The sequence below is a fragment of the Bacillus sp. JNUCC-22 genome (genome assembly GCF_018861275.1).
GTDB lineage: Bacteria > Bacillota > Bacilli > Bacillales > Bacillaceae > Bacillus > Bacillus velezensis.
The window spans coordinates 92,726-118,395 of sequence record NZ_CP076408.1; the positions used below are offsets into that span (position 1 = coordinate 92,726).

Genomic DNA, 25,670 nt, shown 5'->3' on the forward strand with positions numbered 1-25,670 from the left:
GTTTAGTTTTGAAGGATCATTCGATTCTTCGAGATGTTGTTCTTTGAAAACTAGATAACAGAAGTAATTCACATTCAATTAGTAATGCAAGATATCACGTAGTGATTCTTTTTAACGGTTAAGTTAGAAAGGGCGCACGGTGGATGCCTTGGCACTAGGAGCCGATGAAGGACGGGACGAACACCGATATGCTTCGGGGAGCTGTAAGCAAGCTTTGATCCGGAGATTTCCGAATGGGGAAACCCACCACTCGTAATGGAGTGGTATCCATATCTGAATACATAGGATATGAGAAGGCAGACCCGGGGAACTGAAACATCTAAGTACCCGGAGGAAGAGAAAGCAAATGCGATTCCCTGAGTAGCGGCGAGCGAAACGGGACCAGCCCAAACCAAGAGGCTTGCCTCTTGGGGTTGTAGGACACTCTGTACGGAGTTACAAAGGAACGAGGTAGATGAAGAGGTCTGGAAAGGCCCGCCATAGAAGGTAACAGCCCTGTAGTCAAAACTTCGTTCTCTCCTGAGTGGATCCTGAGTACGGCGGAACACGTGAAATTCCGTCGGAATCCGGGAGGACCATCTCCCAAGGCTAAATACTCCCTAGTGACCGATAGTGAACCAGTACCGTGAGGGAAAGGTGAAAAGCACCCCGGAAGGGGAGTGAAAGAGATCCTGAAACCGTGTGCCTACAAGTAGTCAGAGCCCGTTAACGGGTGATGGCGTGCCTTTTGTAGAATGAACCGGCGAGTTACGATCCCGTGCAAGGTTAAGCAGAAGATGCGGAGCCGCAGCGAAAGCGAGTCTGAATAGGGCGAATTGAGTACGTGGTCGTAGACCCGAAACCAGGTGATCTACCCATGTCCAGGGTGAAGTTCAGGTAACACTGAATGGAGGCCCGAACCCACGCACGTTGAAAAGTGCGGGGATGAGGTGTGGGTAGGGGTGAAATGCCAATCGAACCTGGAGATAGCTGGTTCTCTCCGAAATAGCTTTAGGGCTAGCCTCAAGGTAAGAGTCTCGGAGGTAGAGCACTGATTGGACTAGGGGCCCCTACCGGGTTACCGAATTCAGTCAAACTCCGAATGCCGATGACTTATCCTTGGGAGTCAGACTGCGAGTGATAAGATCCGTAGTCGAAAGGGAAACAGCCCAGACCGCCAGCTAAGGTCCCAAAGTATACGTTAAGTGGAAAAGGATGTGGAGTTGCTTAGACAACCAGGATGTTGGCTTAGAAGCAGCCACCATTTAAAGAGTGCGTAATAGCTCACTGGTCGAGTGACTCTGCGCCGAAAATGTACCGGGGCTAAACGTATCACCGAAGCTGCGGACTGTTCTTCGAACAGTGGTAGGAGAGCGTTCTAAGGGCTGTGAAGCAAGACCGGAAGGACTTGTGGAGCGCTTAGAAGTGAGAATGCCGGTATGAGTAGCGAAAGAGGGGTGAGAATCCCCTCCACCGAATGCCTAAGGTTTCCTGAGGAAGGCTCGTCCGCTCAGGGTTAGTCGGGACCTAAGCCGAGGCCGAAAGGCGTAGGCGATGGATAACAGGTTGATATTCCTGTACCACCTCCTCACCATTTGAGCAATGGGGGGACGCAGGAGGATAGGGTAAGCGCGGTATTGGATATCCGCGTCCAAGCAGTTAGGCTGGGAAATAGGCAAATCCGTTTCCCGTGAAGGCTGAGCTGTGATGGCGAGCGAATTATAGTAGCGAAGTTCCTGATTCCACACTGCCAAGAAAAGCCTCTAGCGAGGTGAGAGGTGCCCGTACCGCAAACCGACACAGGTAGGCGAGGAGAGAATCCTAAGGTGATCGAGAGAACTCTCGTTAAGGAACTCGGCAAAATGACCCCGTAACTTCGGGAGAAGGGGTGCTCTGTTAGGGTGCAAGCCCGAGAGAGCCGCAGTGAATAGGCCCAGGCGACTGTTTAGCAAAAACACAGGTCTCTGCGAAGCCGTAAGGCGAAGTATAGGGGCTGACGCCTGCCCGGTGCTGGAAGGTTAAGAGGAGCGCTTAGCGTAAGCGAAGGTGCGAATTGAAGCCCCAGTAAACGGCGGCCGTAACTATAACGGTCCTAAGGTAGCGAAATTCCTTGTCGGGTAAGTTCCGACCCGCACGAAAGGCGCAACGATCTGGGCACTGTCTCAACGAGAGACTCGGTGAAATTATAGTACCTGTGAAGATGCAGGTTACCCGCGACAGGACGGAAAGACCCCGTGGAGCTTTACTGCAGCCTGATATTGAATGTTGGTACAGCTTGTACAGGATAGGTAGGAGCCTTGGAAACCGGAGCGCCAGCTTCGGTGGAGGCATCGGTGGGATACTACCCTGGCTGTATTGACCTTCTAACCCGCCGCCCTTATCGGGCGGGGAGACAGTGTCAGGTGGGCAGTTTGACTGGGGCGGTCGCCTCCTAAAAGGTAACGGAGGCGCCCAAAGGTTCCCTCAGAATGGTTGGAAATCATTCGCAGAGTGTAAAGGCACAAGGGAGCTTGACTGCGAGACCTACAAGTCGAGCAGGGACGAAAGTCGGGCTTAGTGATCCGGTGGTTCCGCATGGAAGGGCCATCGCTCAACGGATAAAAGCTACCCCGGGGATAACAGGCTTATCTCCCCCAAGAGTCCACATCGACGGGGAGGTTTGGCACCTCGATGTCGGCTCATCGCATCCTGGGGCTGTAGTCGGTCCCAAGGGTTGGGCTGTTCGCCCATTAAAGCGGTACGCGAGCTGGGTTCAGAACGTCGTGAGACAGTTCGGTCCCTATCCGTCGCGGGCGCAGGAAATTTGAGAGGAGCTGTCCTTAGTACGAGAGGACCGGGATGGACGCACCGCTGGTGTACCAGTTGTTCTGCCAAGGGCATCGCTGGGTAGCTATGTGCGGACGGGATAAGTGCTGAAAGCATCTAAGCATGAAGCCCCCCTCAAGATGAGATTTCCCATTCCGCAAGGAAGTAAGATCCCTGAAAGATGATCAGGTTGATAGGTCTGAGGTGGAAGTGTGGCGACACATGGAGCTGACAGATACTAATCGATCGAGGACTTAACCAATTTGAATGTATGCTTACTGTTATCTAGTTTTGAGAGAACACTCTCAATGGTTTGGTGGCGATAGCGAAGAGGTCACACCCGTTCCCATGCCGAACACGGAAGTTAAGCTCTTCAGCGCCGATGGTAGTCGGGGGTTTCCCCCTGTGAGAGTAGGACGCCGCCAAGCTATTACACGTAAGTGTAATATATGGAGGATTAGCTCAGCTGGGAGAGCATCTGCCTTACAAGCAGAGGGTCGGCGGTTCGAGCCCGTCATCCTCCACCATATTTGCCGGCCTAGCTCAATTGGTAGAGCAACTGACTTGTAATCAGTAGGTTGGGGGTTCAAGTCCTCTGGCCGGCACCATTTTTGGACAAGATAATAACATAAGTCTTTTAAAAAGAGCCATTAGCTCAGTTGGTAGAGCATCTGACTTTTAATCAGAGGGTCGAAGGTTCGAGTCCTTCATGGCTCACCATGTTACGCGGGTGTGGCGGAATTGGCAGACGCGCTAGACTTAGGATCTAGTGTCTTATGACGTGGGGGTTCAAGTCCCTTCACCCGCATTATACAGGATAGTTATCCTGTATGCGGAAGTAGTTCAGTGGTAGAACACCACCTTGCCAAGGTGGGGGTCGCGGGTTCGAATCCCGTCTTCCGCTCCAACTATACCATCCACGCCGGGGTGGTGGAATTGGCAGACACACAGGACTTAAAATCCTGCGGTAGGTGACTACCGTGCCGGTTCAAGTCCGGCCCTCGGCATTATTGTTATGCGCCCGTAGCTCAATTGGATAGAGCGTTTGACTACGGATCAAAAGGTTAGGGGTTCGACTCCTCTCGGGCGCGCCATAATATTTTTAAAAATCGGGAAGTAGCTCAGCTTGGTAGAGCACATGGTTTGGGACCATGGGGTCGCAGGTTCGAATCCTGTCTTCCCGACCACTTCGGGGCCTTAGCTCAGCTGGGAGAGCGCCTGCTTTGCACGCAGGAGGTCAGCGGTTCGATCCCGCTAGGCTCCACCATTTATAAAAAATATGTTGACTTTAAAAGAAACTTATTATACACTTAAAAAGTTGCTTGAGAAAGTGAACAAAATGATCTTTGAAAACTAAACAAGACAAAACGTACCTGTTAATTCAAAGTTTTAAATAAATCGCACAGCGATGTGCGTAGTCAGTCAAACTACTTTATCGGAGAGTTTGATCCTGGCTCAGGACGAACGCTGGCGGCGTGCCTAATACATGCAAGTCGAGCGGACAGATGGGAGCTTGCTCCCTGATGTTAGCGGCGGACGGGTGAGTAACACGTGGGTAACCTGCCTGTAAGACTGGGATAACTCCGGGAAACCGGGGCTAATACCGGATGGTTGTTTGAACCGCATGGTTCAGACATAAAAGGTGGCTTCGGCTACCACTTACAGATGGACCCGCGGCGCATTAGCTAGTTGGTGAGGTAATGGCTCACCAAGGCGACGATGCGTAGCCGACCTGAGAGGGTGATCGGCCACACTGGGACTGAGACACGGCCCAGACTCCTACGGGAGGCAGCAGTAGGGAATCTTCCGCAATGGACGAAAGTCTGACGGAGCAACGCCGCGTGAGTGATGAAGGTTTTCGGATCGTAAAGCTCTGTTGTTAGGGAAGAACAAGTGCCGTTCAAATAGGGCGGCACCTTGACGGTACCTAACCAGAAAGCCACGGCTAACTACGTGCCAGCAGCCGCGGTAATACGTAGGTGGCAAGCGTTGTCCGGAATTATTGGGCGTAAAGGGCTCGCAGGCGGTTTCTTAAGTCTGATGTGAAAGCCCCCGGCTCAACCGGGGAGGGTCATTGGAAACTGGGGAACTTGAGTGCAGAAGAGGAGAGTGGAATTCCACGTGTAGCGGTGAAATGCGTAGAGATGTGGAGGAACACCAGTGGCGAAGGCGACTCTCTGGTCTGTAACTGACGCTGAGGAGCGAAAGCGTGGGGAGCGAACAGGATTAGATACCCTGGTAGTCCACGCCGTAAACGATGAGTGCTAAGTGTTAGGGGGTTTCCGCCCCTTAGTGCTGCAGCTAACGCATTAAGCACTCCGCCTGGGGAGTACGGTCGCAAGACTGAAACTCAAAGGAATTGACGGGGGCCCGCACAAGCGGTGGAGCATGTGGTTTAATTCGAAGCAACGCGAAGAACCTTACCAGGTCTTGACATCCTCTGACAATCCTAGAGATAGGACGTCCCCTTCGGGGGCAGAGTGACAGGTGGTGCATGGTTGTCGTCAGCTCGTGTCGTGAGATGTTGGGTTAAGTCCCGCAACGAGCGCAACCCTTGATCTTAGTTGCCAGCATTCAGTTGGGCACTCTAAGGTGACTGCCGGTGACAAACCGGAGGAAGGTGGGGATGACGTCAAATCATCATGCCCCTTATGACCTGGGCTACACACGTGCTACAATGGACAGAACAAAGGGCAGCGAAACCGCGAGGTTAAGCCAATCCCACAAATCTGTTCTCAGTTCGGATCGCAGTCTGCAACTCGACTGCGTGAAGCTGGAATCGCTAGTAATCGCGGATCAGCATGCCGCGGTGAATACGTTCCCGGGCCTTGTACACACCGCCCGTCACACCACGAGAGTTTGTAACACCCGAAGTCGGTGAGGTAACCTTTTAGGAGCCAGCCGCCGAAGGTGGGACAGATGATTGGGGTGAAGTCGTAACAAGGTAGCCGTATCGGAAGGTGCGGCTGGATCACCTCCTTTCTAAGGATTTTAACGGAATATAAGACCTCGGGTCTTATAAACAGAACGTTCCCTGTCTTGTTTAGTTTTGAAGGATCATTCGATTCTTCGAGATGTTGTTCTTTGAAAACTAGATAACAGAAGTAATTCACATTCAATTAGTAATGCAAGATATCACGTAGTGATTCTTTTTAACGGTTAAGTTAGAAAGGGCGCACGGTGGATGCCTTGGCACTAGGAGCCGATGAAGGACGGGACGAACACCGATATGCTTCGGGGAGCTGTAAGCAAGCTTTGATCCGGAGATTTCCGAATGGGGAAACCCACCACTCGTAATGGAGTGGTATCCATATCTGAATACATAGGATATGAGAAGGCAGACCCGGGGAACTGAAACATCTAAGTACCCGGAGGAAGAGAAAGCAAATGCGATTCCCTGAGTAGCGGCGAGCGAAACGGGACCAGCCCAAACCAAGAGGCTTGCCTCTTGGGGTTGTAGGACACTCTGTACGGAGTTACAAAGGAACGAGGTAGATGAAGAGGTCTGGAAAGGCCCGCCATAGAAGGTAACAGCCCTGTAGTCAAAACTTCGTTCTCTCCTGAGTGGATCCTGAGTACGGCGGAACACGTGAAATTCCGTCGGAATCCGGGAGGACCATCTCCCAAGGCTAAATACTCCCTAGTGACCGATAGTGAACCAGTACCGTGAGGGAAAGGTGAAAAGCACCCCGGAAGGGGAGTGAAAGAGATCCTGAAACCGTGTGCCTACAAGTAGTCAGAGCCCGTTAACGGGTGATGGCGTGCCTTTTGTAGAATGAACCGGCGAGTTACGATCCCGTGCAAGGTTAAGCAGAAGATGCGGAGCCGCAGCGAAAGCGAGTCTGAATAGGGCGAATTGAGTACGTGGTCGTAGACCCGAAACCAGGTGATCTACCCATGTCCAGGGTGAAGTTCAGGTAACACTGAATGGAGGCCCGAACCCACGCACGTTGAAAAGTGCGGGGATGAGGTGTGGGTAGGGGTGAAATGCCAATCGAACCTGGAGATAGCTGGTTCTCTCCGAAATAGCTTTAGGGCTAGCCTCAAGGTAAGAGTCTCGGAGGTAGAGCACTGATTGGACTAGGGGCCCCTACCGGGTTACCGAATTCAGTCAAACTCCGAATGCCGATGACTTATCCTTGGGAGTCAGACTGCGAGTGATAAGATCCGTAGTCGAAAGGGAAACAGCCCAGACCGCCAGCTAAGGTCCCAAAGTATACGTTAAGTGGAAAAGGATGTGGAGTTGCTTAGACAACCAGGATGTTGGCTTAGAAGCAGCCACCATTTAAAGAGTGCGTAATAGCTCACTGGTCGAGTGACTCTGCGCCGAAAATGTACCGGGGCTAAACGTATCACCGAAGCTGCGGACTGTTCTTCGAACAGTGGTAGGAGAGCGTTCTAAGGGCTGTGAAGCAAGACCGGAAGGACTTGTGGAGCGCTTAGAAGTGAGAATGCCGGTATGAGTAGCGAAAGAGGGGTGAGAATCCCCTCCACCGAATGCCTAAGGTTTCCTGAGGAAGGCTCGTCCGCTCAGGGTTAGTCGGGACCTAAGCCGAGGCCGAAAGGCGTAGGCGATGGATAACAGGTTGATATTCCTGTACCACCTCCTCACCATTTGAGCAATGGGGGGACGCAGGAGGATAGGGTAAGCGCGGTATTGGATATCCGCGTCCAAGCAGTTAGGCTGGGAAATAGGCAAATCCGTTTCCCGTGAAGGCTGAGCTGTGATGGCGAGCGAATTATAGTAGCGAAGTTCCTGATTCCACACTGCCAAGAAAAGCCTCTAGCGAGGTGAGAGGTGCCCGTACCGCAAACCGACACAGGTAGGCGAGGAGAGAATCCTAAGGTGATCGAGAGAACTCTCGTTAAGGAACTCGGCAAAATGACCCCGTAACTTCGGGAGAAGGGGTGCTCTGTTAGGGTGCAAGCCCGAGAGAGCCGCAGTGAATAGGCCCAGGCGACTGTTTAGCAAAAACACAGGTCTCTGCGAAGCCGTAAGGCGAAGTATAGGGGCTGACGCCTGCCCGGTGCTGGAAGGTTAAGAGGAGCGCTTAGCGTAAGCGAAGGTGCGAATTGAAGCCCCAGTAAACGGCGGCCGTAACTATAACGGTCCTAAGGTAGCGAAATTCCTTGTCGGGTAAGTTCCGACCCGCACGAAAGGCGCAACGATCTGGGCACTGTCTCAACGAGAGACTCGGTGAAATTATAGTACCTGTGAAGATGCAGGTTACCCGCGACAGGACGGAAAGACCCCGTGGAGCTTTACTGCAGCCTGATATTGAATGTTGGTACAGCTTGTACAGGATAGGTAGGAGCCTTGGAAACCGGAGCGCCAGCTTCGGTGGAGGCATCGGTGGGATACTACCCTGGCTGTATTGACCTTCTAACCCGCCGCCCTTATCGGGCGGGGAGACAGTGTCAGGTGGGCAGTTTGACTGGGGCGGTCGCCTCCTAAAAGGTAACGGAGGCGCCCAAAGGTTCCCTCAGAATGGTTGGAAATCATTCGCAGAGTGTAAAGGCACAAGGGAGCTTGACTGCGAGACCTACAAGTCGAGCAGGGACGAAAGTCGGGCTTAGTGATCCGGTGGTTCCGCATGGAAGGGCCATCGCTCAACGGATAAAAGCTACCCCGGGGATAACAGGCTTATCTCCCCCAAGAGTCCACATCGACGGGGAGGTTTGGCACCTCGATGTCGGCTCATCGCATCCTGGGGCTGTAGTCGGTCCCAAGGGTTGGGCTGTTCGCCCATTAAAGCGGTACGCGAGCTGGGTTCAGAACGTCGTGAGACAGTTCGGTCCCTATCCGTCGCGGGCGCAGGAAATTTGAGAGGAGCTGTCCTTAGTACGAGAGGACCGGGATGGACGCACCGCTGGTGTACCAGTTGTTCTGCCAAGGGCATCGCTGGGTAGCTATGTGCGGACGGGATAAGTGCTGAAAGCATCTAAGCATGAAGCCCCCCTCAAGATGAGATTTCCCATTCCGCAAGGAAGTAAGATCCCTGAAAGATGATCAGGTTGATAGGTCTGAGGTGGAAGTGTGGCGACACATGGAGCTGACAGATACTAATCGATCGAGGACTTAACCAATTTGAATGTATGCTTACTGTTATCTAGTTTTGAGAGAACACTCTCAATGGTTTGGTGGCGATAGCGAAGAGGTCACACCCGTTCCCATGCCGAACACGGAAGTTAAGCTCTTCAGCGCCGATGGTAGTCGGGGGTTTCCCCCTGTGAGAGTAGGACGCCGCCAAGCTATATTATGGTAAAGGCAGCTCATTATGAGCTGCCTTTTTTGTGTTTTTTTGCATACGTTATATAATATGAGAAACGTAACGATATGCCTTTTTGTAAAAGCAGGTTTTATGCTTGTGCAAAGTGGAAATAATAGAGATAGAGCGATACAGTTGAAAAATTTTGCGAAACACCTTATAGTAAGGTTAAAGTCAAATATAGTCAAAGTCAATAAAGGAGGGGGTTGAGTGGGACATAATATTTCTGACATCATTGAACAGTACTTGAAACAAGTATTAGATCAAAATGGCAAAGAAATTTTAGAGATCAAACGCAGTGAAATCGCTGATAAATTTCAATGTGTTCCTTCCCAAATAAATTATGTCATCAACACCAGATTTACAAGTGAAAGAGGATATATTGTTGAAAGTAAACGGGGAGGCGGCGGTTATATTCGTATTATCAAAATTAAAATGAATAACGAAGTCGTCCTCATCAATAATATTATTTCGCAGATTCATACCCACTTGTCCCAGGCAGCCTCTGATGACATTATTCTCAGACTGTTAGAGGACGGAGTTATTTCGGAAAGAGAAGCTAAAATGATGGTGAGTGTAATGGATCGTTCAGTTCTATATATTGATTTGCCCGAACGGGATGAACTAAGAGCCAGAATGATGAAAGCAATGCTCACATCTTTAAAACTAAAGTAAGCGGGTGAAAAGATTGATTTGTCAAGAATGCAATGAGAGACCGGCCACTTTTCACTTTACGAAAGTTGTTAATGGAGAAAAACAAGAAGTTCATATTTGTGAACAATGTGCAAAAGAAAATAGCGATTCATACAGTATAAGTGGAAACCAAGGGTTCTCGATCCATAATTTATTATCAGGGTTGCTGAATATGGAGTCTTCATTTCAAAACACCGGTTCTCAAATGTTCGGCTACTCAGAGCAAGGCACAGCTTGTAAGAAATGCGGTATGACGTTTCAGCAGCTGAGAAAAACAGGGCGTTTCGGCTGTGCGGAATGTTACGATACGTTCTACAGCCAAATTACGCCGATCTTGCGAAAAGTTCACAGCGGGAATACGGTGCATGCCGGAAAAATTCCAAAACGAATAGGCGGAAACCTGCATGTAAGACGGCAAATGGAAATGTTAAAAAAAGAACTTGAATCTTTAATACACCACGAAGAGTTTGAAAGAGCAGCGGAGGTCAGGGATCAGATCCGATCGTTAGAGCAGAAATTAAAAAGTAAAGACAGTGAGGGGGAACAAGGGTAATGTCGCTCAAGCATTTTATTCAGGACGCACTAAGCAATTGGATGAAGCAAAAGGGACCTGAAAGTGACATTGTACTCAGCAGCCGTATACGGTTGGCCCGTAACTTTGAAAATATAAAGTTTCCTGCCAGGTATACGAATGAAGAAGCCTCATCCATCATTCAGCAATTCGAAGATCATTTTTCAGGAAAAGAACTTCCTGATATCGGTCAATTTCATTTAATCAGAATGAGTGAAGCTCAGCCTTTGGAAAAACGGGTGCTGATGGAGAAACATCTGATCAGCCCGAATTTAACAGAATCCCCTTTTGGCGGCTGTTTGCTTTCTGAAAATGAAGAAGTCAGCATTATGTTAAATGAAGAAGATCATATCAGAATTCAATGCCTCTTCCCCGGCTTCCAGCTTCTCAACGCCATAAAAGCGGCAAACCAGGTTGATGACTGGATTGAGGAGAAAGTGGATTACGCCTTTGGAGAGAAGAGAGGATACTTAACAAGCTGTCCTACAAATGTAGGGACGGGACTAAGGGCTTCAGTCATGATGCATTTGCCGGGCCTTGTATTAACTAGGCAAATGAATCGAATTATACCGGCAATTAACCAATTAGGCTTAGTTGTTAGAGGAATTTACGGTGAAGGCAGCGAAGCATTAGGAAATATCTTTCAAATTTCAAATCAAATCACACTCGGAAAATCAGAACAGGACATTGTAGATGATTTAAACAGTGTGGCTGCCCAGCTGATTGAGCAGGAACGTTCAGCCCGAGAAGCGCTTTACCAAACCTCGAAAATTGAATTGGAGGACCGGGTATTCAGATCTTACGGTGTTTTATCCAACTGCCGTATGATTGAATCAAAGGAAACGGCGAAATGCCTTTCTGACGTTCGGCTGGGGATAGACCTTGGAATCATCAAAGGGCTATCAAGCAATATACTTAATGAACTGATGATTTTGACACAGCCGGGTTTTCTCCAGCAATATTCGGGCGGTGCATTACGGCCGAACGAAAGAGACGCGAGAAGAGCGGCTCTTATCAGGGAAAGGCTGCATTTAGAAATGAGTGCAAATAGACAGGAGGATGATTCGATATGATGTTTGGAAGGTTTACAGAGCGAGCTCAAAAGGTATTGGCACTGGCACAGGAAGAAGCACTGCGCTTAGGCCATAACAATATTGGAACTGAACATATCTTATTAGGTCTGGTTCGTGAAGGAGAAGGGATTGCAGCTAAAGCACTCCAAGCACTCGGACTCGGTTCGGATAAAATTCAGAAAGAAGTGGAGAGCTTAATCGGACGGGGACAGGAAATGTCTCAAACGATTCATTATACGCCAAGAGCAAAAAAAGTCATTGAGCTCAGCATGGATGAAGCCAGAAAGCTAGGACATTCTTATGTGGGAACAGAACACATACTTCTCGGACTGATTCGTGAAGGAGAAGGCGTGGCCGCGAGAGTTCTGAATAATCTCGGTGTCAGCTTGAATAAGGCGAGACAGCAAGTGCTGCAGCTTCTGGGAAGCAATGAGACGGGATCTTCTGCATCCGGTACGAACAGCAATGCAAACACGCCGACGCTTGACAGCTTGGCTCGTGATTTAACTGCGATTGCGAAGGAAGACAGTCTTGATCCGGTTATCGGCCGAAGCAAAGAAATTCAGCGTGTTATTGAGGTATTAAGCCGCAGAACGAAGAATAACCCCGTTCTTATCGGAGAACCGGGTGTAGGTAAAACTGCGATTGCTGAAGGCCTCGCACAGCAGATCATCAATAATGAAGTGCCGGAAATTTTACGTGATAAACGCGTAATGACATTAGACATGGGTACGGTTGTAGCCGGTACGAAATACCGCGGAGAATTTGAAGACCGCTTGAAAAAAGTAATGGATGAAATACGTCAGGCCGGCAATATTATTTTATTCATTGACGAACTGCATACACTGATCGGAGCGGGGGGAGCAGAAGGTGCGATTGACGCATCGAATATCTTAAAACCTTCACTGGCCCGCGGAGAGCTTCAATGCATCGGTGCGACAACGCTTGATGAATACCGTAAATATATCGAAAAAGACGCTGCTCTGGAGCGCCGTTTCCAGCCGATTCAGGTGGATCAGCCGTCAGCCGATGAAAGCATTCAAATTTTAAAAGGGCTCCGTGACCGCTATGAAGCGCATCACCGCGTATCCATTACCGATGAAGCGATTGAAGCGGCGGTCAAATTGTCCGACCGTTATATTTCTGACCGCTTCCTTCCGGATAAAGCGATCGATTTAATTGATGAAGCCGGTTCAAAAGTGCGTCTCCGTTCTTTCACAACACCTCCGAACTTAAAAGAGCTTGAGCAGAAACTCGATGAAGTTCGCAAGGAAAAAGACGCTGCCGTTCAGAGCCAGGAGTTTGAAAAAGCGGCTTCCCTTCGTGATACGGAGCAGCGCCTGAGAGAACAGGTGGAAGACACGAAAAAAACGTGGAAAGAAAAACAAGGCCAGGAGAACTCCGAAGTTTCTGTAGAGGATATTGCGATGGTTGTATCCAGCTGGACCGGGGTGCCTGTATCTAAAATTGCCCAAACGGAAACAGATAAGCTTCTCAATATGGAAAACATTCTGCACTCCCGCGTCATCGGCCAGGATGAAGCTGTTGTAGCCGTTGCAAAGGCTGTCAGACGTGCAAGAGCCGGTCTGAAGGACCCGAAACGCCCGATTGGTTCATTCATCTTCTTAGGCCCTACAGGCGTTGGGAAGACAGAGCTGGCACGAGCGCTGGCGGAATCCATTTTCGGTGATGAGGAAGCGATGATCAGAGTGGATATGTCCGAATACATGGAGAAACACTCGACTTCACGTCTTGTCGGTTCTCCTCCGGGATATGTCGGCTATGATGAAGGCGGCCAGCTGACAGAAAAAGTGAGAAGAAAACCTTACTCTGTCGTACTGCTTGATGAAATTGAAAAAGCGCATCCTGATGTGTTTAACATACTCCTGCAAGTGCTTGAAGACGGACGCTTGACTGATTCAAAAGGACGCACTGTGGATTTCCGCAACACGATCCTGATTATGACGTCAAACGTCGGAGCGAGCGAGCTGAAACGCAACAAATATGTGGGCTTCAATGTGCAGGATGAATCACAAAACCATAAAGACATGAAAGACAAAGTCATGGGAGAGCTGAAGCGTGCCTTCAGACCTGAGTTTATCAACCGGATTGACGAAATTATCGTCTTCCACTCCCTTGAGAAAAAACATCTTACAGACATCGTGTCGCTTATGTCTGATCAGTTAACAAAACGTCTGAAAGAACAAGATCTCTCTATCGAGCTGACGGATGCTGCAAAAGCAAAAGTAGCAGAAGAGGGCGTCGATTTGGAATACGGCGCACGTCCGTTAAGAAGAGCGATTCAAAAGCATGTGGAGGACCGGTTGTCAGAAGAACTCCTCAGAGGCAATATTGATAAGGGCCAGCACATTGTTCTTGATGTTGAGGACGGCGAATTTGTCGTAAAAACAACTGCTAAAACGAACTAATATAGTGACAAACATGAGGCATACGTAAGCGAGTGTATGCCTCACTTTGTTATATAGAGAAATATTCGATAAGGAAGAGGTCTTACAACATATATGGCTAAATCAAAAACAAAATTCATCTGCCACTCATGCGGTTATGAATCCGCTAAGTGGATGGGAAAGTGCCCGGGCTGCGGGGCTTGGAATACAATGGTGGAAGAAACCATAAAAAAAGCACCGGCGAATCGGCGGGCGGCTTTCTCCCACTCCGTTCAAACCGTCCAGAAACCATCACCCATTACATCAATTGAAACATCGGAAGAACCCCGCGTTCACACAAAGCTTGAAGAATTCAACAGAGTGCTTGGCGGCGGCGTTGTGAAAGGCTCGTTAGTATTGATCGGCGGCGATCCCGGCATCGGAAAATCAACGCTCCTTCTCCAAGTATCCGCACAATTAGCAGATACGGCCGGCAGCGTGCTTTACATTTCAGGGGAAGAATCCGTGAAGCAAACGAAGCTGCGTGCCGACAGACTTGGAATCAACAGCCAAATGTTACATGTTTTATCTGAAACCGATATGGAGTATATTTCGTCTGCTATACAAGAGATGAAACCCGCATTTGTTGTCGTAGACTCCATTCAGACCGTGTACCAAAGTGATATCACCTCAGCTCCCGGCAGTGTATCACAAGTAAGAGAGTGTACGGCCGAATTGATGAAAATCGCGAAAACAAACGGCATACCTATTTTTATCGTCGGGCACGTCACAAAAGAAGGATCGATCGCAGGGCCGAGATTGCTTGAGCACATGGTCGATACCGTTCTATACTTTGAAGGAGAGCGGCACCATACATTCCGTATTTTGCGGGCCGTAAAAAACCGTTTCGGCTCCACAAATGAAATGGGCATCTTTGAAATGCGGGAAGAGGGGCTTACGGAAGTGCTGAACCCTTCTGAAATATTCTTGGAAGAACGTTCTGCCGGGGCATCGGGTTCGAGTATCGTTGCGTCAATGGAAGGAACGAGACCGATCCTGGTTGAAATCCAGGCGCTCATATCACCGACCAGTTTTGGAAACCCGCGCCGCATGGCTACAGGCATTGACCACAACAGGGTGTCGTTAATTATGGCTGTGCTTGAGAAGCGGGTGGGTCTTTTGCTTCAAAATCAAGATGCCTATTTAAAGGTCGCCGGCGGGGTCAAACTGGATGAACCGGCGATTGATTTGGCAGTAGCCGTCAGCATTGCCTCAAGCTTCAGAGATACACCGCCGAATCCCGCAGATTGCTTTATCGGTGAAGTGGGTCTGACAGGAGAAGTCCGCAGGGTGTCAAGAATCGAACAGCGCGTAAAGGAAGCGGCAAAACTCGGCTTCAAGCGCATGATCATACCTGAGGCGAATGCAGACGGGTGGACAATACCAAAAGGGATTGAGGTTGTCGGAGTAGCAAATGTTGCAGAAGCGCTTCGTACTTCATTAGGAGGATCATAATAGATGGAAAAAGAGAAAAAAGGGGCGAAACAAGAGCTTGACCTGTCTGCAATTCTGCAGTTCGTTGCACCGGGCACCCCGCTCAGAGCCGGGATAGAGAATGTACTTCGGGCAAATACAGGCGGCCTGATTGTTGTCGGATACAATGATAAGGTAAAGCAAGTCGTGGATGGCGGTTTTCATATTAATACATCATTTGCGCCCGCTCACTTATACGAGCTGGCCAAAATGGACGGTGCCATTATTTTAAGTGATTCCGGCCAGAAAATTCTTTATGCGAATACGCAGCTTATGCCGGAAGCGACCATTTCTTCTTCAGAAACGGGAATGAGGCACCGTACGGCGGAACGGGTGGCGAAGCAGACCGGCTGTCTCGTCATCGCCATTTCAGAGCGCAGAAATGTCATTACGTTATATCAGGACAGCATGAAGTACACACTAAAGGACATAGGTTTTATTTTAACAAAGGCAAATCAGGCCATTCAAACGCTCGAGAAGTATAAAACCATCTTAGACAAAACGATTACGGCTTTAAACGCATTAGAGTTTGAGGAGCTTGTGACATTCAGTGACGTGCTGTCCGTCATGCATCGATATGAAATGGTGCTCCGAATAAAAAATGAAATCAATATGTATATTAAAGAACTCGGAACGGAAGGCCACTTAATCCGTCTGCAGGTGATTGAACTGATTACGGACATGGAAGAAGAGGCGGCACTTTTCATTAAAGACTATGTCAAAGAAAAAATCAAAGATCCGTTCGTGCTGTTAAAAGAGCTTCAGGATATGTCCAGCTATGACCTGCTTGATGATTCCATTCTGTTTAAGCTGCTTGGATATCCGGCTTCTACCAATATTGATGATTATGTGCTCCCGAGAGGATACAGGCTGCTGAACAAAATTCCGCGTCTGCCGATGCCGATTGTTGAAAATGTGGTTGAGGCGTTCGGATTTTTGCCAAGCATAACGGAAGCCACTGTAGAAGAGCTTGATGATGTTGAGGGTATCGGCGAAGTGCGCGCCAAAAAAATCAAAAAAGGCTTAAAACGCCTTCAGGAAAAACACTATATAGATAGACAGCTTTAAGAATCGCTTAAACCTGTCGGAATCCGGGTATATTATTGTTAGTTTTTGTTTATTCTGAATTTGTAGGCTCTGACCCAGTCTGCTGAAAAAATGCTACTTAAAAGGAGGTGGAGGTATGTTAAAACGAATAGTTCAGGCGTTCTTCATTATTGTGGGCGGCGTTGTCGGTATCTTTTTAATACCTGAATTGTTTGTACTGTCAAATATACAGGACATACCTTTAATAACAAACGCATATACGTCTGCTGCAATTGGTGCTATTATCTTTTTTCTCATCAGTATATGGACGACAGAATATGTGATTAATTGGGTAAAATGGATTGAAGATTCTTTGCTGAGAGCTCCGGTGCCGGATCTGTTATTCGGGAGTCTCGGATTGGTTTTTGGACTTATCATCGCATATCTCATTGTAAACGTGATTCCGCTGGACAATATTCCGTACCGTATATTCAGCACGATCATTCCGGTCTTTCTGGCTTTCTTTCTCGGTTACCTGGGCTTCCAAGTCGGATTTAAGAAAAAGGATGAACTGATCAGTCTTTTCTCCATTTCTGCAAGAATGCAGAAGAAAAAGGGAAGTGCTGATGAGGAGCAGGAGGAACAGGATAAAAGGCTGAAAATCTTGGATACAAGTGTTATTATTGATGGGAGAATTGCAGATATTTGTCAGACGGGCTTTTTAGAAGGCGTCATTGTCATTCCTCAATTTGTGCTGGAGGAATTACAGCATATCGCTGATTCTTCAGATGTTTTAAAACGTAACAGAGGACGCCGCGGACTGGATATCTTGAATCGCATTCAAAAGGAACTGGATATTACGGTTGAAATTTATGAAGGCGACTTCGAAGACATTCAGGAGGTTGACAGCAAGCTTGTCAAACTTGCGAAGCTGACATCCGGCGTCGTTGTGACGAATGATTTTAATTTAAATAAAGTATGTGAGCTTCAGAAGGTTGCGGTACTGAATATTAATGACCTTGCAAACGCGGTGAAGCCGGTTGTGCTTCCGGGCGAAGAGATGAATGTGCAGGTGATTAAGGACGGGAAAGAGCATAATCAAGGTGTGGCTTACTTGGATGACGGGACGATGATTGTTGTGGAAGAAGGCCGCAATTATATAGGGAAACATATTGATGTGCTCGTAACCAGCGTACTGCAGACAGCGGCGGGACGAATGATTTTTGCCAAGCCCAAGCTGCTTGAGAAAGCTCTTTAAGAGGGAGTTCATATGGAGTATGTTGTCGTTATTCCGGCTGCCGGACAAGGAAAACGGATGAAGGCCGGGAAAAATAAGCTGTTCATCAGCTTAAAAGGTGCGCCTGTTATTATACACACACTGCGGGTTTTTGAAAGCCACGCACCCTGTCAGAAAATAATCTTGGTGATAAACGAGAGTGAACGGGAAGATTTTCGCCAGCTGCTGGCCCAATTTCCGATTCAGACGGAAATTGAGCTTGTTACCGGAGGTGCGGAGCGTCAGCACAGTGTATACGAAGGACTGAAAATGATTGATAAGGAATCGGTCGTCCTTGTTCATGACGGAGCGCGCCCGTTTGTCACACATCAGCATATCGATAAGCTCGTTGAAACAGCAGAGGAGGCGGGAGCGGCTGTCCTGGCTGTTTCTGTGAAAGACACGATAAAACGGGCGGAAGGCTCCCGGGTTGCGGAGACCTTTGATCGTTCAAGCTTGTGGGCCGTTCAAACGCCGCAGGCTTTTCGTCTTTCTTTATTGAAGACGGCGCATATGGAAGCGGAAAACAAAGGCTTCTTAGGGACGGATGACGCCAGCCTCGTCGAGCGTCTTGATGGATATCAGGTGAGTATCGTTGAAGGCAGCTATACCAATATTAAGCTGACAACGCCGGATGACCTGATATTTGCGGAAGCAATCATGAAAGCGGAAAGTGGGAATCATAATGTTTAGAATCGGACAAGGATTTGATGTGCATCAATTAACGGAAGGCCGTCCTCTCATCATCGGCGGAATTGAAATTCCTTATGAAAAGGGGCTGCTCGGACATTCAGATGCTGATGTATTGCTGCATACAGTCGCAGACGCGTGTCTCGGAGCGGCAGGTGAAGGAGATATCGGCAAGCATTTCCCGGATACTGATCCGGAATTCAAGGATGCGGACTCTTTTAAGCTGCTTCAGCATGTCTGGAACATTGTAAAAGAAAAAGGGTACGTACTCGGAAATATAGACTGCACGATTATTGCGCAAAAGCCGAAAATGGCGCCGCATATTGATGCTATGAGAAAACGGATAGCGGAAGGCCTTGAGGCGGACGTCTCTCAAGTAAACGTAAAAGCGACGACGACAGAAAAGCTCGGGTTTACCGGAAGAGCCGAAGGAATTGCCGCTCAGGCGACCGTTCTGATCCAAAAAGCCTGATCATTGTTTTGATGCCCGGTCTATTTGGTGGTAGAATAGATACATATATTCGGCTAGAGGCTACAGACGAGATGAAAGGAAGTATTTGAACATGGGAAATGAAGTACGCGTTCGTTATGCACCGAGTCCGACCGGACATTTGCATATCGGTAACGCCAGAACGGCGCTTTTTAACTATTTATTTGCCCGCAGCCAAGGCGGAAAGTTTATTATCCGGATTGAGGATACGGACAAAAAGCGAAATATTGAAGGCGGAGAGCAAAGCCAGCTCAACTATTTGAAATGGCTCGGCATGGACTGGGATGAAAGTGTGGATATCGGCGGAGAATATGGCCCGTACCGCCAGTCTGAGCGTAACGACATTTACAAAAAGTACTATGAAGAGCTTCTTGAAAAAGGGCTTGCTTATAAATGTTTCTGTACGGAAGAAGAACTTGAGAAAGAACGTGAAGAGCAAATCGCCCGCGGTGAAATGCCGCGCTATTCCGGCAAACACAGAAACCTGACTCAGGAAGAGCAGGAGCAGTTTTTAGCCGAAGGCAGACAGCCGAGCATCCGTTTCCGCGTGCCGGAAGGGAAAATCATCGCATTTAACGATATCGTAAAAGGCGAGATTTCTTTTGAATCAGACGGCATCGGCGACTTTGTCATCGTCAAAAAAGACGGAACACCGACGTATAACTTTGCCGTCGCGATTGACGATTACTTAATGAAAATGACGCACGTGCTCCGCGGTGAGGATCACATTTCAAATACACCGAAACAGATCATGATTTTCCAGGCATTCGGCTGGGATGTTCCTGTCTTCGGACATATGACGCTTATCGTAAACGAAAGCCGCAAAAAATTAAGTAAACGTGATGAATCAATTATCCAGTTTATTGAGCAGTATGATGAGCTGGGTTACCTGCCTGAAGCGCTGTTTAACTTTATCGGACTTCTCGGCTGGTCTCCCGTCGGTGAAGAAGAGCTTTTCACAAGAGAACAATTCATTGAAATTTTTGATGTAAATCGTTTGTCTAAGTCACCGGCTCTGTTTGATATGCATAAACTGAAATGGGTCAACAACCAATACGTCAAAGCGCTGGATCTTGATCAAGTGGTTGAGCTGACCCTGCCGCACCTGCAAAAAGCAGGAAAAGTCGGCACTGAGCTTTCTGCCGAGGAGCAGGAATGGGTTCGTAAATTAATTTCTCTTTACCATGAGCAATTGAGCTACGGCGCTGAAATTGTCGAGCTGACTGATTTGTTCTTTAAAGATGAGATCGAGTATAATCAAGAGGCAAAAGCCGTTCTGGAAGAGGAACAGGTGCCTGAAGTGCTCAGCGTATTTGCTGCGAAGCTTGAAAAGCTTGAAGAATTTACGCCTGAGCTGATCAAAGCCTCAATCAAAGCTGTTCAGAAAGAAACAGGTCATAAAGGCAAAAAGCTGTTCATGCCGATTCGCGTAGCGGTTACCGGTCAGACACACGGTCCTGAGCTTCCGCAGGCCATTGAGCTGATCGGCAGAGAAACAGCCGTCAGACGCCTGAAAAGCATTTAAATATACGATTGTTGACAGGGAAGAGTATAAAACAATGACCATTACAGAAAGAATCTTCATCGGCTGAGAGAGATTCATGCGTCATGTTTTAGAAGTGCGCCCTTAAGACCTTTGAAGAACATTTCTGCGGAAATCAGTATTTAAAGGCGGCCGCCGCCGTTACCGGCTTTTAAGTTGGGAAAACAGTGACTTGTTTTTCAAACAGAGTGGAACCGCGCGGTAAAAGCGTCTCTGTCATGTTTACATGCAGAGACGCTTTTTTTATAGGCGGAAAAACAGACTGGAGCGGGGAGAGAATGGGGGGAAGCATGTGTTTTTTAAAATGCTAAAAGAAGACATAGATACAGTGTTCGATCAAGATCCGGCAGCAAGAAGCTATTTCGAAGTTGTTTTAACTTATTCTGGTTTACATGCTATATGGGCGCATCGGATTGCACATGCTTTATATAAACGGAGATTTTTCTTCCTGGCGCGCCTGATATCACAGATTGCCCGTTTCTTTACCGGAATTGAAATCCATCCCGGCGCGACCATCGGGAGAAGGTTTTTCATTGACCACGGTATGGGGGTCGTCATAGGGGAAACATGTGAAATCGGCAATAACGTGACGGTATTCCAAGGTGTCACTCTCGGGGGAACGGGAAAAGAAAAGGGGAAGCGGCATCCGACCATAAAAGATGATGCTTTAATTGCAACCGGAGCGAAGGTGCTCGGCTCTATTACGGTCGGGCAGGGTTCTAAAGTAGGGGCCGGCTCCGTTGTGCTTCGTGATGTTCCCGACTTTTCAACCGTTGTCGGCATACCGGGGAAAGTCGTCATTCAGAACGGAAGAAAAATCAAACGCGATCTCAATCACCAAGACTTGCCCGATCCGGTTGCTGACAGGTTAAGAGCATTGGAGCAGCAGATTTTTGAACTGCAGGCTGAACTGGAAGATAAAAAAGAAAGGATCAACCAAAAATGACCATTACACTTTATAATACATTGACACGGAAAAAAGAAACATTCGTTCCTCTTGAGGAAGGCAAAGTAAAAATGTACGTGTGCGGACCGACTGTATACAACTATATTCATATCGGCAACGCCCGTCCGGCGATTGTGTATGATACAGTACGCAACTATTTAGAGTATAAAGGATACGATGTTCAATACGTATCGAATTTCACCGATGTTGACGACAAACTGATTAAGGCGGCCAACGAGCTCGGTGAGGACGTCCCGACCGTTTCTGAACGGTTCATTAAAGCGTATTTTGAAGATGTGGGCGCCCTCGGATGCCGGAAAGCGGATCTTCACCCCCGGGTCATGGAAAACATGGGTGCCATTATTGAATTTGTCAGCGAACTGATTAAAAAAGGCTACGCTTATGAATCAGAAGGCGACGTCTATTTCAAAACAAGGGCCTTCGAAGGGTACGGCAAGCTATCTCAGCAATCAATTGATGAACTCAGATCAGGCGCGCGTATCCGTGTCGGCGAGAAGAAAGAGGATGCGCTGGACTTTGCTCTTTGGAAAGCTGCTAAGTACGGAGAAATTTCATGGGATAGCCCTTGGGGAAAAGGCCGCCCGGGCTGGCATATTGAATGCTCCGCAATGGTGAAAAAGTATTTGGGTGACGAAATCGATATTCATGCCGGCGGTCAGGACCTGACATTCCCGCACCATGAAAACGAAATCGCCCAATCTGAAGCATTAACAGGCAAGACATTCGCAAAATACTGGCTTCACAACGGATATATCAATATCGATAATGAGAAAATGTCAAAATCGCTCGGCAACTTTGTTTTGGTGCACGATATCATTAAGCAATATGACCCGCAGCTTTTGAGATTTTTCATGCTGTCCGTTCATTACCGCCACCCGATCAACTATTCGGAAGAGCTTCTTGAGAAAACAAAAAACGCGTTTAACCGCCTGAAGACGGCCTACAGTAATTTAAACCATCGTTTGATTAGCAGCACGAATCTGACTGACAATGATGAGGAATGGCTTGCTAAAATCGAAGAGCACCGCACTGCGTTTGAAGAAGCAATGGATGATGATTTTAATACGGCGAATGCGATTTCCGTTTGGTTTGATCTGGCGAAGCTCGCTAATTACTACATGCAGGAAGACAATACGGCGGATCACGTCATTAAAGCCTTTATCAGCATGTTTGACAGAATCGGGTCTGTTCTCGGACTTACGCTCGGCGAAGAAGAGCTTGTCGACGAAGAGATTGAAGAGTTGATTGAGAAGAGAAATGAAGCCCGCCGCAATCGCGATTTTGCTTTGTCAGACCAGATTCGCGATCAGCTGAAAAGCATGAATATCATTCTTGAAGATACGGCCCAGGGAACTCGCTGGAAGCGGGGAGAGTAAGCGGATGCTTCAATTTGAACAAATCAAAGATTCAAAGCAGTTAAACGGTCTTGCGCTTGCTTATATGGGTGATGCCATTTTTGAAATATACGTCCGGCATCACCTGCTTAAGCAGGGCTTTACGAAACCGAATGACCTTCATAAGAAGGCGAGCCGGATTGTATCGGCAAAATCACAGGCAGACATATTGTTCCGCCTTCAGGACGAATCCTTTTTCACGGAGGAAGAGGAAGCCGTGCTGAGAAGAGGCAGAAACGCGAAATCAGGGACGACGCCTAAAAACACAGATGTACAGACGTACCGCCATAGTACAGCTTTTGAGGCTTTACTCGGATACCTTTTTCTTGAGAAAAGAGAAGAAAGACTGAATCAGCTGATTGCTGAGGCTATACAAGTCGGGACGTCAGGGAGGAAAACAAATGAGTCAGCAACATGATTACGTCATAGGAAAAAACGCGGTGATTGAGACGTTAAAGTCAGATCGCAAGCTGTATAAGTTATGGATGGCGGAAAACACAGTAAAAGGACAGGCGCAGCAAGTTATGGAGCTTGCTAAAAAGCGCGGCGTCACCATTCAATTTGTACCGAGGAAAAAACTCGATCAGATGGTGGAGGGGCAGCATCAGGGTGTTGTCGCCCAGGTGGCGGCATATGAATATGCACAATTAGACGAATTATATAAAAGAGCGGAAGAGAGAAACGAACAGCCTTTCTTTCTCATACTGGACGAGCTGGAAGACCCTCATAATCTCGGTTCCATCATGAGAACGGCTGACGCTGTCGGTGCACACGGCATCGTGATTCCGAAACGCAGAGCGGTCGGACTGACTTCGACAGTCGCAAAAGCTTCGACCGGTGCGATTGAACACATTCCCGTCGTGAAGGTGACCAACCTTGCCCGGACACTTGATGAAATGAAGGAGCGGGGGATTTGGGTCGTCGGAACGGATGCATCCGCCCGGGAAGACTACCGCTCTATGGACGGCAAGATGCCTTTGGCGCTCGTTATCGGAAGCGAAGGCAGAGGAATGGGCCGGCTTGTGAAAGAGAAATGTGATTTTCTCATTAAGCTTCCGATGGCCGGAAAAGTCACGTCTTTGAATGCGTCGGTAGCGGCCGGCCTTCTCATGTATGAAGTCTACCGGAAGCGCAATCCTTTAGGGGAATGAAGACAGATGGACATCCTGTTAGTAGACGGATACAACATGATTGGAGCTTGGCCGCAGCTAAAGGATTTAAAAGCGAACAGTTTTGAAGAAGCGAGAGATGTACTGATCCAGAAGATGGCGGAATATCAGTCCTACACGGGAATCAGAGTCATTGTGGTGTTTGACGCACACCTGGTAAAAGGCATAGAGAAAAAACAAACGAATCACAGAGTCGAAGTGATTTTCACACGGGAGAATGAGACGGCGGATGAGCGGATCGAGAAGCTTGCCCAGGCGCTGAATAATATTGCGACACAGATTCATGTCGCAACCTCCGACTATACGGAGCAGTGGGCGATTTTCGGACAAGGGGCTCTCCGTAAATCCGCCCGGGAGCTGCTGAGGGAAGTGGATACGATAGAGCGCCGGATTCAAAGGCGGGTTTCAAAGATCACTTCTGAAAAACCACCGGGTAAAATCGAGCTGTCCGAAGAGGTTTTGAAAACGTTTGAAAAGTGGCGCCGAGGCGGTCTGGATTAGGTTGACGCTTTTTCGCCCATTAATGTATAATATTTCTATCTACGTGCGCCGGGGGGATCGCAGTGAATCTACAGAACAGCAAGGGAAAGTTCAACAAAGTGCAATTTTGCCAGTTGGAGGACGAGCAGGTCATTGAAAAGGTTCATGTTGGGGATAGTGATGCGTTAGATTACTTGATTACGAAGTACCGTAATTTTGTACGGGCGAAAGCAAGGTCTTATTTTTTAATAGGGGCCGACAGAGAAGATATTGTACAGGAAGGGATGATAGGCTTATATAAGTCTATCCGAGACTTTAGAGAGGACAAGCTTACTTCATTTAAAGCTTTTGCAGAATTATGCATTACCCGCCAGATTATTACCGCAATAAAGACAGCTACCCGTCAGAAACACATTCCTTTAAATTCCTATGTTTCTTTAGACAAACCTATTTTTGATGAAGAATCTGACAGAACACTGCTTGATGTCATTTCAGGCGCTAAAACGTTAAATCCTGAAGAGATGATTATTAATCAGGAAGAATTTGATGATATCGAAATGAAAATGGGAGAACTGCTGAGCGATCTGGAGAGAAAGGTGCTTGTTTTGTACTTGGACGGAAGAAGTTACCAAGAGATTTCAGATGACTTAAACCGACACGTAAAATCAATCGATAATGCCCTGCAGCGCGTGAAGCGCAAGCTTGAAAAGTATTTAGAAATAAGAGAGATCAGCCTGTAGCAGGTTTCTGTGTCATATTGACAGAATTTTTCTGACTGTGCTATTTTATTAAGATAAATGAATGTTTAGGAAAAGGTGTAACGACATGAGAAAAAAGATTACGCTGGCATGCAAAACATGCGGAAATCGTAATTATACGACAATGAAAAGCTCTGCATCAGCGGCTGAGCGGTTAGAAGTTAAGAAGTACTGCAGCACTTGCAATTCACATACAGCTCATTTAGAAACAAAATAGTGTTCGCTTTTTAAATTGTGGAGGTCTTTTACATGCGCATGATGAGTTTCTTTAAAGATGTTGGGAAAGAAATGAAAAAGGTTAGCTGGCCTAAAGGCAAAGAGTTAACGCGCTATACGATCACGGTGATTTCAACGGTTATCTTTTTTGTTATCTTTTTTGCCCTCCTTGATACAGGAATTTCTCAATTAATTCGTTTAATAGTTGAATAATGATCAGCAATACGTGCTATAATAGATCATAATATCGTTTGCCAAAACCCGTTCAGCGGGTTTTTTATTGTGTTGTTGAAAAAGGATTCATAGGCCCTGAGCCTATTTTTTGTTTTACACTTCATTTTTAAATGCGGG

At 47.8% G+C, this 25,670-nt stretch carries 18 protein-coding genes, 9 tRNA genes, 5 rRNA genes and 1 other annotated feature; all 32 genes read left to right on the top strand.

What is annotated here, in order from left to right:
- The first annotated feature begins 116 nt into the window (after positions 1 to 116).
- The 32 genes from JNUCC22_RS00495 to secE all read left to right on the top strand — a co-directional run bounded on the left by JNUCC22_RS00495 (position 117) and on the right by secE (position 25,532).
- Positions 117 to 3,046, top strand: a 23S ribosomal RNA gene (locus tag JNUCC22_RS00495).
- Positions 3,047 to 3,096: 50 nt separating this feature from the next.
- Positions 3,097 to 3,212: ribosomal RNA gene (gene rrf, locus JNUCC22_RS00500) — 5S ribosomal RNA — on the top strand.
- 23 nt (positions 3,213 to 3,235) lie between these two features.
- Positions 3,236 to 3,311 (top strand) — tRNA-Val (locus JNUCC22_RS00505).
- 5 nt (positions 3,312 to 3,316) lie between these two features.
- Positions 3,317 to 3,392: transfer RNA gene (locus JNUCC22_RS00510), tRNA-Thr, on the top strand.
- A 36-nt stretch (positions 3,393 to 3,428) separates the two neighbouring features.
- Positions 3,429 to 3,504: transfer RNA gene (locus JNUCC22_RS00515), tRNA-Lys, on the top strand.
- A gap of 6 nt (positions 3,505 to 3,510) precedes the next feature.
- A tRNA-Leu gene (locus tag JNUCC22_RS00520) sits at positions 3,511 to 3,592 on the top strand.
- 24 nt (positions 3,593 to 3,616) lie between these two features.
- Positions 3,617 to 3,691: transfer RNA gene (locus tag JNUCC22_RS00525), tRNA-Gly, on the top strand.
- Positions 3,692 to 3,705: 14 nt separating this feature from the next.
- Positions 3,706 to 3,791: transfer RNA gene (locus tag JNUCC22_RS00530), tRNA-Leu, on the top strand.
- 10 nt (positions 3,792 to 3,801) lie between these two features.
- Positions 3,802 to 3,878: transfer RNA gene (locus JNUCC22_RS00535), tRNA-Arg, on the top strand.
- A 16-nt stretch (positions 3,879 to 3,894) separates the two neighbouring features.
- Positions 3,895 to 3,971: transfer RNA gene (locus JNUCC22_RS00540), tRNA-Pro, on the top strand.
- 4 nt (positions 3,972 to 3,975) lie between these two features.
- Positions 3,976 to 4,051 (top strand) — tRNA-Ala (locus JNUCC22_RS00545).
- A 165-nt stretch (positions 4,052 to 4,216) separates the two neighbouring features.
- Positions 4,217 to 5,766: ribosomal RNA gene (locus tag JNUCC22_RS00550) — 16S ribosomal RNA — on the top strand.
- 175 nt (positions 5,767 to 5,941) lie between these two features.
- Positions 5,942 to 8,871 (top strand): 23S ribosomal RNA (locus tag JNUCC22_RS00555).
- Between the two features lie 50 nt (positions 8,872 to 8,921).
- Positions 8,922 to 9,037, top strand: a 5S ribosomal RNA gene (gene rrf, locus JNUCC22_RS00560).
- The 16S, 23S and 5S rRNA genes sit together here with 9 tRNA genes alongside, the layout of an rRNA operon.
- Before the next feature lie 226 nt (positions 9,038 to 9,263).
- Entirely contained in the window at positions 9,264 to 9,728 is a 465-nt protein-coding gene (ctsR, locus tag JNUCC22_RS00565; RefSeq protein ID WP_003156396.1) for a transcriptional regulator CtsR, read from the top strand.
- A gap of 13 nt (positions 9,729 to 9,741) precedes the next feature.
- Positions 9,742 to 10,299 (top strand): protein-arginine kinase activator protein McsA, encoded by a 558-nt coding sequence (locus JNUCC22_RS00570; protein ID WP_007410387.1) that lies wholly within the window; start codon positions 9,742 to 9,744, stop codon positions 10,297 to 10,299.
- The gene (locus JNUCC22_RS00575) at positions 10,299 to 11,390 is read left to right on the top strand and encodes a protein-arginine kinase McsB (protein ID WP_003156398.1); all 1,092 of its coding nucleotides are present in this window, start codon (positions 10,299 to 10,301) and stop codon (positions 11,388 to 11,390) included. The genes JNUCC22_RS00570 and JNUCC22_RS00575 overlap by 1 nt, the downstream gene beginning before the upstream one ends.
- Positions 11,387 to 13,819 (top strand): ATP-dependent protease ATP-binding subunit ClpC, encoded by a 2,433-nt coding sequence (gene clpC, locus JNUCC22_RS00580; protein WP_015239036.1) that lies wholly within the window; start codon positions 11,387 to 11,389, stop codon positions 13,817 to 13,819. The genes JNUCC22_RS00575 and clpC overlap by 4 nt, the downstream gene beginning before the upstream one ends.
- Before the next feature lie 93 nt (positions 13,820 to 13,912).
- Entirely contained in the window at positions 13,913 to 15,292 is a 1,380-nt protein-coding gene (radA, locus tag JNUCC22_RS00585; RefSeq protein ID WP_014416742.1) for a DNA repair protein RadA, read from the top strand.
- A 3-nt stretch (positions 15,293 to 15,295) separates the two neighbouring features.
- On the top strand, positions 15,296 to 16,378 hold the full coding sequence (disA, locus tag JNUCC22_RS00590) for a DNA integrity scanning diadenylate cyclase DisA (RefSeq protein WP_007615225.1): 1,083 nt from the start codon (positions 15,296 to 15,298) through the stop codon (positions 16,376 to 16,378).
- Positions 16,379 to 16,493: 115 nt separating this feature from the next.
- Positions 16,494 to 17,594 (top strand): PIN/TRAM domain-containing protein, encoded by a 1,101-nt coding sequence (locus tag JNUCC22_RS00595; protein WP_003156403.1) that lies wholly within the window; start codon positions 16,494 to 16,496, stop codon positions 17,592 to 17,594.
- A 12-nt stretch (positions 17,595 to 17,606) separates the two neighbouring features.
- Positions 17,607 to 18,305 carry a 2-C-methyl-D-erythritol 4-phosphate cytidylyltransferase gene (gene ispD / locus JNUCC22_RS00600; protein ID WP_039062470.1) on the top strand — a complete coding sequence of 233 codons (699 nt, stop codon included), beginning with the start codon at positions 17,607 to 17,609 and terminating at the stop codon, positions 18,303 to 18,305.
- Positions 18,298 to 18,774, top strand: a complete 477-nt coding sequence (gene ispF, locus JNUCC22_RS00605) for a 2-C-methyl-D-erythritol 2,4-cyclodiphosphate synthase (protein ID WP_003156407.1) — start codon at positions 18,298 to 18,300, stop codon at positions 18,772 to 18,774. Before ispD ends, ispF begins: the two co-directional genes overlap by 8 nt.
- A 91-nt stretch (positions 18,775 to 18,865) precedes the next feature.
- Positions 18,866 to 20,317, top strand: coding sequence for a glutamate--tRNA ligase (gene gltX / locus JNUCC22_RS00610; protein WP_197200204.1), 1,452 nt, complete (start codon positions 18,866 to 18,868; stop codon positions 20,315 to 20,317).
- Positions 20,318 to 20,319: 2 nt separating this feature from the next.
- Positions 20,320 to 20,553 (top strand) — a binding site (T-box leader).
- Positions 20,554 to 20,627: 74 nt separating this feature from the next.
- On the top strand, positions 20,628 to 21,281 hold the full coding sequence (gene cysE, locus JNUCC22_RS00615) for a serine O-acetyltransferase (protein WP_007410393.1): 654 nt from the start codon (positions 20,628 to 20,630) through the stop codon (positions 21,279 to 21,281).
- Entirely contained in the window at positions 21,278 to 22,678 is a 1,401-nt protein-coding gene (cysS, locus tag JNUCC22_RS00620) for a cysteine--tRNA ligase (protein ID WP_039062471.1), read from the top strand. Before cysE ends, cysS begins: the two co-directional genes overlap by 4 nt.
- Positions 22,679 to 22,682: 4 nt before the next feature.
- Positions 22,683 to 23,114, top strand: coding sequence for a Mini-ribonuclease 3 (locus tag JNUCC22_RS00625; RefSeq protein WP_003156412.1), 432 nt, complete (start codon positions 22,683 to 22,685; stop codon positions 23,112 to 23,114).
- Positions 23,098 to 23,847, top strand: coding sequence for a 23S rRNA (guanosine(2251)-2'-O)-methyltransferase RlmB (rlmB, locus tag JNUCC22_RS00630; RefSeq protein WP_003156413.1), 750 nt, complete (start codon positions 23,098 to 23,100; stop codon positions 23,845 to 23,847). Before JNUCC22_RS00625 ends, rlmB begins: the two co-directional genes overlap by 17 nt.
- Before the next feature lie 6 nt (positions 23,848 to 23,853).
- Positions 23,854 to 24,366 carry a ribosome-dependent mRNA decay endonuclease Rae1/YacP gene (gene rae1, locus JNUCC22_RS00635; RefSeq protein ID WP_003156414.1) on the top strand — a complete coding sequence of 171 codons (513 nt, stop codon included), beginning with the start codon at positions 23,854 to 23,856 and terminating at the stop codon, positions 24,364 to 24,366.
- A 62-nt stretch (positions 24,367 to 24,428) separates the two neighbouring features.
- On the top strand, positions 24,429 to 25,085 hold the full coding sequence (gene sigH / locus JNUCC22_RS00640) for an RNA polymerase sporulation sigma factor SigH (RefSeq protein ID WP_003156415.1): 657 nt from the start codon (positions 24,429 to 24,431) through the stop codon (positions 25,083 to 25,085).
- 85 nt (positions 25,086 to 25,170) lie between these two features.
- A complete protein-coding gene (gene rpmG / locus JNUCC22_RS00645; RefSeq protein ID WP_003156421.1) occupies positions 25,171 to 25,320 on the top strand; it encodes a 50S ribosomal protein L33 in 150 nt (49 codons plus the stop codon).
- Between the two features lie 32 nt (positions 25,321 to 25,352).
- Positions 25,353 to 25,532 carry a preprotein translocase subunit SecE gene (secE, locus tag JNUCC22_RS00650; protein ID WP_003156422.1) on the top strand — a complete coding sequence of 60 codons (180 nt, stop codon included), beginning with the start codon at positions 25,353 to 25,355 and terminating at the stop codon, positions 25,530 to 25,532.
- Positions 25,533 to 25,670: the final 138 nt, after the last annotated feature.